Source organism: Halorubrum sp. AJ67, assembly GCF_000513435.1.
On the sequence record NZ_CBVY010000006.1, the window covers coordinates 145,743 to 156,174 of the forward strand.

Genomic DNA, 10,432 nt, shown 5'->3' on the forward strand with positions numbered 1-10,432 from the left:
GATCGCGACGTTCACGCGCGAGTTCGCCGACGCGTACAACGCGTTCTACCGCGAGTGCCCGGTCGTCACCGCCGAGACCGACGACCTGCGCGCCGCCCGCCTCGCGGTCGTCGCGGCCGCGAAACACACGATGGCGAACGCGCTCGACGTGCTGGGCGTCGAAGCGCCGGAGTCGATGTAGGCCGGGCCGAGAGACGCGAGCGCCCGTCGTCCCGCTCTGAGCGAACCACCGCTGGACCCGACCGAGACGGATGTTTCCGGCCGTATCGACAGGTCAAAGCTTACTTACACGCACGCGACCGTATTCGAACCAATGAGTAGCGACGCACAGGAGGCGAACGAGGACCGCCGGAAGTACGAGTTCCGCAAGGTCATCGAGGAGCTCAGAGACTTCGAGGGCTCCGGCACCCAGCTCGTCACCATCTACGTCCCCGACGACCGGCAGGTCTCCGACGTGGTGGCCCACGTCACCCAAGAGCACAGCGAGGCGTCGAACATCAAGTCGAAACAGACGCGGACCGCCGTCCAAGACGCGCTCACCTCGATCAAGGACCGGCTGCGCTACTACGACACCTACCCGCCGGAGAACGGGCTCGTGATCTTCTCGGGCGCGATCGACGCCGGCGGCGGCCAGACCGACATGGTCACCCGGACGCTGGAGTCCCCCCCGCAACCGGTGGAGTCGTTCCGGTACCACTGCGACTCCGCGTTCCTCACCGAGCCGCTCGAACACATGCTCGAAGACACCGGGCTCTTCGGGCTCATCGTCTTGGACCGCCGCGAGGCGAACGTCGGCTGGCTGAAGGGGAAACGCGTCGAGCCGGTCAAGTCCGCCTCCTCGCTCGTCCCCGGCAAACAGCGGAAAGGAGGACAGTCCGCACAGCGGTTCGCCCGCCTGCGCTTAGAAGCCATCGACAACTTCTATCAGGAGGTCGCGGGGATGGCCGACGACCTGTTCGTCGACAAGCGCCACGAGCTCGACGGCATCCTCGTCGGCGGCCCGTCGCCGACGAAAGACGAGTTCCTCGACGGCGACTACCTCCACCACGAGCTTCAGGACAAGGTCCTCGGCAAGTTCGACGTCGCGTACACCGACGAGTCGGGCCTGAAGGACCTCGTCGACAACGCCAGCGAGGTGCTCGCCGACCAGGAGATCGTCGAGGACAAACGGAACATGGAGACGTTCTTCGAGAACCTCAACACCGGCGAGGAGGCGACCTACGGGTTCGAACAGACCCGCCGGAACCTGATCATGGGATCGGTCGACCGACTGCTCATCTCCGAGGACCTCCGCTCCGACGTCGTCGTCTACGAGTGCCCCAACGGTCACGAGGAGTACGAAGTGATCGACTCGCGGCACTCGACGCCCGACCACGAGTGCGCGGAGTGCGGTGAGGCGGCCGAGGTCGACGAGCGCGAGGATGTCATCGAACACCTGATGGCTATCGCCGAGCAGCGCGGGACGGACACAAAATTTATTTCGACGGACTTCGAGAAGGGCGAACAGCTGCTCGACGCCTTCGGTGGTATCGCCGGCATTCTGCGGTACTCGACCGGCGTCTGAGTACCGAAAAGCCCGCTTCGGCCGTCGCTACTGCTGCTCCGGTTCGACTGGCGTCGGTGCGATCTCCAGACACGCGCAGGCGTCGGTCTCCGGGTCGAAACAGTCCGGGCACTCCGGCTGGCGATCGATGATCGTGTCGAGCCGCTCCGCGACCGTGTCGTCGATGACCGCCTCAAGCTCGCGGGCCTCCGCCTGGAAGTCCTCGACCGCGAGGACGTTCGCGAGGAATCGCTCGATGATACAGTAGGTCTGAAGGGCCTTTCTGGCCCGCACGATGCCGTCGTCGGTGAGCTTGACGCCCTTGTACTTCTCGTGTTCCGCGAGCCCGCGCTCTTCGAGCTTGCCGATCATCTCGTTGGCGCTGGCCGGGCTGACGCCGAGCGCGTCGGCTATCGACCCGGTCGACGCGGGGCCGTCTTCGCTGTCCTGTACGACGTATATCGTCTTAAGGTACTGATCTGCGGTGTTCACGGCTGTCCTCCGTCGCTCGTCGGCGACTCGTCTGCCCGGTTCATCGTCGTTCCATGACCTCCGTGACCTCGCGCACTCCCTCGGCCTCGTCGTCGCGGATCGCCGTCAGGGTCGCGAGCAGCTCCTCGCGGTCGATCGAGAACGCCACGTCGGACCCTTCGATCGCCTCGATGAGGTCGTCGTAGAACTTGTAGGCCGTCTCCTCGTTACACAGCTGGTCGTACAACACGTCGTCGAAGTCCTCCGGTCGCGTCCGCCCGTAGCGGGCGTCGACCAGCGACTCGATCTCGCCGAACGGGACGCTCTCCACGCCGAGCCCCTCGATGAGGGCCTCCAGCCGCTCGCGGTGGTCGGCCGACTCCTCGGCCGCGTCCGCGAGCAGCGCCTCCACCTCCGCGTCGAGTTCGGCGTCCAACTGCTGGTAGTGACGGTGCGTTCGCGCTTCGACGACCTCTTCGAGGACGATTCCGATCTGGAGCAGTCGCGCGAGCTGGTCGTCCGAGGTGACCCGTTGGCTCACGCTCACCGCGACCACCCGAGACGGTGCGATACGCGGGTTCGCATGTCTCCGTCTCGGGCGTCGCCGGTCTTAAGCGATTCCCCTCGCGGGCCGCGAACGCGCTGGAAAAACCGAGTCCGGGATCGAATGATTCCGACAGCCTACTGGAGACGCTCGACGACCAGTTCCTCGACGTCGTCGCGGAACTCGTCGACCGCGATCTCCTCTAACACGGGCACGAAGAAGCCCTCGACGAGCATGTTCCGGGCCGTCCGCGAGTCGATCGAGCGGCTCTCCAGGTAGAACAGGTCCTCAGCGTCGACCTGTCCGACCGTCGCCGAGTGCGAGGCCTCGGTGTCGTGGTTGTGGATGATCAGCTTCGGCGACGCGTCCGCCTCGGCGTCGTCCGACAGCATCAGCGTGTTCTCGCGCTGGTAGCTGGAGGTGTTCCACGCGTCCTCGCCGACGTCTTGAACGCCCTCGTACACCGAGCGGGCGACGTCGTCGAGCACGCCGCGCGTCACCAAGTCCGCGGTCGTCTGCTCCGCCTGGTGCCAGACGCGGGCGTTGATGTCGAAGTGCTGGTCGTCGGTGCCGAAGAAGGTCCCGACGATCTGGCTCTCGGAGCCGTCGCCGTTGAGTTCGGTCTCGATATCGGAGCGAGTGAGCTTCGAGCCGAAGTTGCTCTCGATCCAGTCGACCGTCGCGTACGTGTCGGTCACGCCGCGCTTCAGCGAGTAGGTGTACGAGTCGGTGTCGAGGTTCTGGAGCGAGCCGAACTGGACGTTCGCGTTCTCGCCCGCGACGACCTCGACGAGGTTCGAGAAGTACCGGTCGTCGCCGACCTCGCTTTCACCCGTCTCGATCGATTCGAGGATCGTCACCGACGACGACTCCTCGGCGACGACGAGCGTCTGGCTGAACAGCGAGCGGGAGTTCATCTCCGCGCGCACCGTCACGTCCTCGACGTCGACGCCCTCGGGGACGTAGACGAACGTGCCGGTGGTAAAGAGCGCGACCGAAAGCGCCGTGAGGTAGTTGTGGTCGGGGTCGAGGACGGAGCCGAAGTTCGCCTCGATGATGTCGCCGTACTCGGCGAGCGCCTCGGTAAAGGGGAGGACGACGGCCTCGTCGTCTCCCGCGGTCCGTTCGGTCGCGTCCGCCTGGTTCAGCGGGTCGACGAGCGCCTCGAAGTCCAGCGCCTCCAGGTCGGTCCAGCGGCGGCCGGGCGTCTGGATGACGTCCGGCAGCTCCGCCGTCTCCAGCGCGGCGAGCGCGTCCAGACGGGTCTCTAAGAGCCACTCGGGCTCGTCGCGTTCGTCGGCGATGCGTCGTACCGTGTCCTCCGAGAGGCTCTCGATTGCTTGCGTGCTCATGTTATCCGAGCGAACCCTCCATCTCGAGCTCGACGAGCCGGTTCAGCTCGACGGCGTACTCGATCGGCAGCTCCTCCGTGATCGGCTCGATGAAGCCCGAGACGATCATCTGTTTCGCGTCGTCGTCGTCGAGACCGCGCGACTGGAGGTAGAAGATGTCCTCGTCGCCGATCTTGCCGACGGTCGCCTCGTGGGCGACGTCGACCTTCGACTCGTTGATCTCCATGTACGGCATCGTGTCGAGGTCGACTCGTTGTCGAACATCAGCGCGTCGCACTCGACGGCCGTCGAGGAGTTCTCCGCGCCGTCGGCGATGTGGACGAGACCGCGGTAGTTCGTGCGGCCGCCGTCCTTCGCGATCGACTTCGACTCCACGGTGGACTTCGTGTTCGGCGCGTTGTGGTACACCTTCGCGCCGGTGTCGATGTCCTGCCCCTCGCCGGCCATCGCGATGGTGATGTGGTTGTCGGACGCGCCGCGGCCCTTCAGGATCGTCGACGGGTACAGCATCGTCGCCTTCGACCCCATCGAGCCGGAGATCCACTCCATGCGCCCGCCCTTCTCGGCGATGGCGCGTTTCGTGTTCAGGTTGTACGTGTTCTTCGACCAGTTCTGGACGGTCGAGTACTGGACGTGGGCGTCCTCGCCGACGAACACTTCGACGCCGCCGGAGTGGAGGTTAAAGGCCGAGTACTTCGGGGCCGAACAGCCCTCGATGTAGTGGACCTCGGAGCCCTCCTCGGCGATGATGAGCGTGTGTTCGAACTGGCCCATCCCCTCGCTGTTCATCCGGAAGTACGCCTGAATCGGCATCTCAACGGTGGTGTCCTCCGGGATGTAGACGAACGAGCCGCCGGACCAGATCGCGCCGTGAAGCGCGGCGAACTTGTTGTCGCTCGGGGGAACGCACTTCGTCATGAAGTGCTCGCGGACGATCTCCTCGTGGTCACGGACGGCCTTGTCCATGTCACAGAAGATGACGCCCTTTTCTTCCCACTGTTCTTGCATGTTCTGGTAGACGATCTCGGACTCGTACTGCGCGCCGACGCCCGAGAGCGCGTTCTTCTCGGCCTCCGGAATGCCGAGCTTGTCGAACGTGTCCTGAATCTCCTCGGGGAGGTCCTCCCAGTTTTCCGCGCCGCCGCGGACATCGATGTCGGGACGGATGTACGGAACAATCTCGTCGATGTCGATCTCCGAGAGGTCCGGCTGGCCGGGCCAGTCGGTCGGCATCGGCATCTCTTGGAACTGTTCGAGCGCGCGCAGGCGGCGCTCCAACATCCACTCCGGTTCGTCCTTGTCCTCCGAGATGACGCGGACCGTCTCCTCGGTGAGGCCCTTCTCGGTCTGGAAGGCGGACTTCTCCTCCTTTTTGAACTCGAAGCGGGCCTCGGTGTCCGTCTCTTGTAGGTCGTCCTGTTGTGAACTCATGGTGTATTGTTACTGTTTTCCGCGTTTAGGTGTGTCGCGTGCCCGCATTCGGTTACGCCGCCTCGAAGGCTTCCTCGCGGACCCAGTCGTATCCCTCGTCTTCGAGCTTCTCCGCGAGATCCGCGCCGCCGCTCTTGACGACCTCGCCGTCTAACATTACGTGAACGTGGTCCGGCTCGACGTAGTCGAGGACGCGCTGGTAGTGCGTGATCTGGAGGATGCCCGTGCCCTGCTCGTCGCGGAGCGCGTTGATCCCCTTCGAGACGTCCTCTAGGCGGTCGATGTCCAGCCCGGAGTCGATCTCGTCGAGCACGGCGACGCTCGGCTCTAACATTGCGGCCTGGAGGACCTCGTTCTGCTTCTTCTCGCCCCCGGAGAAGCCGGCGTTGAGGTAGCGCTGCATGAACTTCTCGTCCATGTCGAGCAGCTCCATCTTCTCCGAGAGGATCTCTTGGAACTCGGCGACGCCGATCTCGCCCTCGTCGGCGGCACCCTCCATGGGCGAGGTATCGTACCCCTCGTCGTCCTCCTCGTCGGCCTCCGCCTCCGCTTCGTCCTCGTCTTCGAACAGCTCCTCGCGTTCGTCCGCCTTCGCGTTGAGCGCCTGTCGGAGGAAGTTCGTCATGGTGACGCCCTCGATCTCGGCGGGGTACTGGAAGCCGAGGAAGATGCCGAGCGCGGCGCGCTCGTTCGGTTCCAGGTCTAAGAGTTCCCAGTGGTAGTCCTCGTCGTCGAGGTCGGCGTCGATGTCCGCGACGTCCTCCTCGCTGAGGTGGAGCAGGATCTCGCCGCCGGTGACCTCGTACGCCGGGTGGCCGGCGATCACCTTCGCGAGCGTCGACTTCCCCGACCCGTTCGGCCCCATCAGCGCGTGGATGTCGCCGGACTCGACGGTCAGGTCGACCCCGAGAAGGATGCGTTCGCCGCCCTCTTCCGCCACTCGTGCGTGAAGATCGTTGATTTCGAGAGTAGCCATATGTATTCTCGTGCCTCGTACCCTAACAGTAGGAGTTGAGGGGGTTAATGGTTACGCATCTCCCCGTCAAAACTCGCATATCGACCAAGAAATTTTCTAACGATCGAAAACTGCTTTCGATAGACGGCGTTCTCGCTCGTCCACGGTCACATGAACGAGCCGAGTCCGGTCTGTTCTTGGCCCGTCTTGACCTCCTCCCACGACATGCCGAGCGCCTCTATCACGCGCTCTATCGGGCCTTTCAGCGTCTTGTCGAGCATCTTCTCCCAGTCGACCTCGAACTCCTCGGGGACCTGGTCGGCGTACTCGAAGCAGATCACGTCGGGATCACGTTTGAACTCCCCGTACAGGCGGTCGCGCTGCGGGTCGAGACCGACTTCCTCTTCCATCCGCGCCCAGAAGTCGGGGTGTACCTTCTTGATGTACAGCCGCTTCGGCTTCGACCCGCTCCCGAAGTTCGTCCCCAGCATGAGGTTGGCGTACTTCGCCCCGCGGACCTGTGCGGTCGGCGTCTCGTAGGCGTCGAGCTTCTTGCCGATCCCGCCCGGGATCCCGATCTCCTCGACGCTTATCTCCCCGTCGAGCACCTCCGCGATCACGTCCACGAGATACGACTTCACCTCCTCCATGTCCTCGTCGATGTCGTCGCCCGTGACGATCGTCTCGATGACGTTCTGCTGGACCTCCTTTGTGATGCCCGCGATGTCCGACCGCTTGTACTCGAACCCCGTGATGTCGATGTCGTCGACGTCTTTCCCCTCCTTCCAGACGATGTGGCCGGCGTACCGCTTCTTCTTGCCCGCCTGGAAGAAGCGTCGGTAGAGCTTCTCGAACTCGATCTCGAAGCGGTGTGAGTCGGCGTTCAGTTCCTCGCGCGCGAAGTCGTCGTAGCGGTCGTTGATGTGGTCCGCTATCTCGAAGGAGGTCTCGATCGCGTTTTCTTTCGATAAATCTCCGAGAGAAAGCATGACGCTGTCGGTGTCTCCATATGTAACTTTCCGGTCAAGTTCGCCGGTCACGTCGGCGGTGAAGGCGATCACCTCGCGGTTGGTAGAAGTGACGCCAGCGCTCATTTCACGGTCGTACAGGCGGAATCGATCCCATCCGAAAACGCCGTACAAACTGTTCATCAAGACCTTGACAGCTCCCTGCTGACGGTCGTACTGCTCGTACGCCTCGGTCCCCGGATCGTGTTCGTTCCGGAGCGCCTTCTTCTCCTCGCGTTCGTCGAGCAGTTCGTTCACCATCTCCCGGATGATCCCGTCGGGCTCCTTCCGGAAGTGGACGCCCGTCGGGGTCCGGTACGTCTCGCCGTCGTACTCCTCGGGGTCGACCTTCGTCTCCGGCGACGCGTTGATCGTCACCATCGACATCGGGTAGAGGCTCTTTAAGTCGAGCACGCTCACCATCTCGCGGACGCCGGAGATCGGCTCGAACACCGCGCCGCCCTCGAACTCCTCGGCCTCCTGTTGCCCCTTCGAGGGGAGCGCGAAGTTCCCGTAGGCCATGTGGAGCACGTACATGTCGACCGCGTCGCCCGGCGTCGTCGCGTCCTCCAGCTTACAGCCGACGATCTTCCGGGCGTCGTCCCAGAAGGCGATCACGTCCTGCGTCCGGTCGATCTCGACGCACAGTTCCACGTCGCGGATGCTGTACTCCAAGAGTCGTTCGGGGTCCTGCTCCCAGAGGTCGCCGATGTCGCCCGTGTATCGCTCCTTGCCGACGCCGAGTTCGCGCTCGCCGACCGCGTCGAGCCGGTACGACTCCAGTTCGGTGAACATCGTGCGCTTGTAGGCGTACAGCAGGTCGAAGACGACTCTCCCCTTGATGTCCGGGCCGCCCCAGCCGGAGCGCCACACCTCGCCGATCCGGGAGAGCCGGTCGACGGAGAGGTCGTACTGGCTCCCGTCGTCGAGCACCTCCAGCCGGTCGAGGACGTACGGCGCGTCGAAGTCTTCGAAGTTCCACCCGGTCAGCACGTCGGGGTCCGTCTCGTCGATGTACGCGACGAACGCGTCGAGCATCGCGGCCTCCTCCTCGAAGGTGCGGACCCCGAAGTCCAGCGCCTCGTCGCCGTCCTCGCCGTCGACGATCCCCTCGTAGTCGGGGAGGTCCTCGGGGGACGGCACCTCGGCCTCGGGGGCGTCGTACAGCCAGACGACGTACTCGTCGTCGTAGGAATCGTGGCTGGTGAGACAGATGATCGGCTCCTCGCCGTCCTCGGGGAAGCCGCGGCGGTCGTCTACCTCGATGTCGAAGGTGTTCACGCGGAGGTCGGCGTCGACGTCGGCGGGTTCGAGGTGGCCCTGATGGACCTGGATCGTCCCCTCGCCGTCGTCGAGCCGCCGCTCCTCGACCCGGATCCCGCCGTTGATCCCGTTGTCGATCAGAAAGCGGTTCGGGAAGAGGATGTCCGCCTCGAACGTCGTCCGGAAGTCGTCGCGGATGTTCCCCACGTCGCGGGGCGTACGTGTGACGATCCGAGTGAGCGGCTCGCCGCGGATGCTCTCGTACGGCTCGCCGTCGGGGTCCTCCTCTCGCGTCCCGATCACCACGTCGTACTCCTCGACCGGGTCCCGATCGAGGTCGGCGGTCGGGACGTAGAAGTACGGCTCCACGCCGAGCACGCGGAGGTGTTCGACGGCGTCGCGTTCGGCGTCCCCGTCGGTGTTCTCCGCGGGCCGCCGGCCGAACACGTGGACGACCGGGTATTCGTCGCTGCCGTACCCTTCGACGGCGTAGTCGATCTGGGTGATCATCAGCTCGACGGTCCCCGTCGACTCCGGGAACTTCGCCTCGTCGACGTCGACGACGTCGCTGACGCGCCCTCGCCCGCCGCCGGCGACGACGGCCGCCTCCTGTGCGGCCAGGTCCTCCCGTTCTGTCTGCGTGCCGTCGTCCGCCCCGTCGTCCGCCGCCCCGGTCGACGAGAAGTCCGACAGCCCCGACTGAGTCATACCCGTGCTTCGGCGTCACCCGGCTAAAAAACTCGGCTTTCGGGTCCGGCGAGGTCTCCCGCCACGGAAAGGCATTTAATGTGTGACGGCTTACCAAGGTCTATGTCTTCGGACCCACGTTCCGAATCTCAGGCGGCTCGCCCGGCCGATCTCGACGCGGTCGACGACGAGGTGGAGGTGTACGAGGACGACGGGAACGTGGTGATATTCGACGCGACGAACCCTCTCGCGTGGGTTGAGGCGAGCCGAACAGTGCGGCTCGCCGACGCGGTCTGACGGTCGCATCCGGGCGGAACCCCTTTCTCCCGGCACGTCGTAGCCTCGGGCGTGTTCAGCCTCGACGAGGACGACGAGGGCGAGATCTCCGTCGGCGAGAGCTCCGACGCCGAGCGGAAGATGACGCCCGACATCCCCGAGGCCCCGTCAGTGAAGACGTTCGACGACGCCGGGGACTTCGAGGGCGCGAGCGATGTCGACTCCGGTACGCTCCGCGCGTTCGTCGTCGCCGTCATCTACGCCAACGCCGCCGTCCTCCTCGTCGCGCTCGGCCCGATGGTGTGGTTCTTCGAGGGTTGGTCCCGGCTCGGCCCCGCCCTGATCGTCGCCGGCCTCTTGGCCGGCGTCCGGACGTACCAGACGTACCGCTCGTGGAGCCGAGCCCGGGACGGAGACGCGGACTCCGGCGAGTCCGGCTCCGGCGAAAAGGCGGACGTGGATAGCGACGCCGACCCCGACGACGAGACCGCTACCGCCGACGACGACCGCACGGGCGCCGACCCAGAGCCTGCCTCCCCGGAAGCGTAATGTCCGACGACCACGCCCGTTCAGCCATGCAGACGGTTCGCGACGACGACGGCGAGACGTACCTCCTCGTGAAACGCTCCGCCGAGTCGAGCCGCGTGCGGGACCCGGCCACCGGCGCGGAGCGGTACGTCGACAACGACGATCTTCGAGTCGTTGAGGGCGAGTCGCCGCTCGCGACCGCCGCGTCGGGCGTTCCCGAGCCGGTCCGGCAGACGCTCGGAGCGGTCCGCGACGACCGGTCGCTCGGCCTGCTCGCGGTGATCGTCGACGAGGGGCCGATCGCCGCGGTCGACCTCCTCGACGCGGCTGACATGTGCGAGTCCGACCTCCACGGCGCGCTCACCGAGTTCCGTG

10 protein-coding genes and 1 pseudogene are annotated in these 10,432 nt (G+C 65.1%); 5 read left to right on the plus strand and 6 right to left on the minus strand.

Translation table 11 applies throughout. The features are described from left to right. On the plus strand, positions 1 to 181 hold a 181-nt coding region (locus BN903_RS07710; protein WP_048077184.1), incomplete at its 5' end, for a DALR anticodon-binding domain-containing protein. Between the two features lie 132 nt (positions 182 to 313). Beyond that, entirely contained in the window at positions 314 to 1,564 is a 1,251-nt protein-coding gene (prf1, locus tag BN903_RS07715; protein ID WP_048077185.1) for a peptide chain release factor aRF-1, read from the plus strand. 27 nt (positions 1,565 to 1,591) lie between these two features. On the opposite strand, the gene BN903_RS07720 is transcribed toward prf1, so the two are convergent. The 6 genes and pseudogenes from BN903_RS07720 to BN903_RS07745 all read right to left on the minus strand — a co-directional run bounded on the left by BN903_RS07720 (position 1,592) and on the right by BN903_RS07745 (position 9,274). Further along, positions 1,592 to 2,035 (minus strand): metal-dependent transcriptional regulator, encoded by a 444-nt coding sequence (locus BN903_RS07720; RefSeq protein ID WP_048077186.1) that lies wholly within the window; start codon positions 2,033 to 2,035, stop codon positions 1,592 to 1,594. A 40-nt stretch (positions 2,036 to 2,075) separates the two neighbouring features. Beyond that, positions 2,076 to 2,561, minus strand: coding sequence for a rubrerythrin (locus BN903_RS07725; protein WP_048077207.1), 486 nt, complete (start codon positions 2,559 to 2,561; stop codon positions 2,076 to 2,078). Between the two features lie 134 nt (positions 2,562 to 2,695). Beyond that, positions 2,696 to 3,910, minus strand: coding sequence for a Fe-S cluster assembly protein SufD (sufD, locus tag BN903_RS07730; RefSeq protein WP_048077187.1), 1,215 nt, complete (start codon positions 3,908 to 3,910; stop codon positions 2,696 to 2,698). Between the two features lies 1 nt (position 3,911). Next, a pseudogene (gene sufB / locus BN903_RS07735) lies at positions 3,912 to 5,341 on the minus strand (Fe-S cluster assembly protein SufB). 52 nt (positions 5,342 to 5,393) lie between these two features. Next, positions 5,394 to 6,317 (minus strand): ABC transporter ATP-binding protein, encoded by a 924-nt coding sequence (locus BN903_RS07740; RefSeq protein ID WP_048077188.1) that lies wholly within the window; start codon positions 6,315 to 6,317, stop codon positions 5,394 to 5,396. A gap of 146 nt (positions 6,318 to 6,463) precedes the next feature. Next, a complete protein-coding gene (locus BN903_RS07745) occupies positions 6,464 to 9,274 on the minus strand; it encodes a DNA-directed DNA polymerase (protein WP_048077189.1) in 2,811 nt (936 codons plus the stop codon). A gap of 102 nt (positions 9,275 to 9,376) precedes the next feature. Here BN903_RS07745 and BN903_RS17370 point away from each other — a divergent pair, with 102 nt between their 5' ends. From BN903_RS17370 to BN903_RS07755, 3 genes are all read left to right on the plus strand, one after another. Then, the gene (locus BN903_RS17370; protein WP_195155752.1) at positions 9,377 to 9,550 is read left to right on the plus strand and encodes a hypothetical protein; all 174 of its coding nucleotides are present in this window, start codon (positions 9,377 to 9,379) and stop codon (positions 9,548 to 9,550) included. 51 nt (positions 9,551 to 9,601) lie between these two features. Next, positions 9,602 to 10,078, plus strand: coding sequence for a hypothetical protein (locus BN903_RS07750; RefSeq protein WP_048077190.1), 477 nt, complete (start codon positions 9,602 to 9,604; stop codon positions 10,076 to 10,078). A gap of 26 nt (positions 10,079 to 10,104) precedes the next feature. Then, the coding region (locus BN903_RS07755) for a hypothetical protein (RefSeq protein WP_048077191.1) at positions 10,105 to 10,432 on the plus strand (328 nt) is incomplete at its 3' end.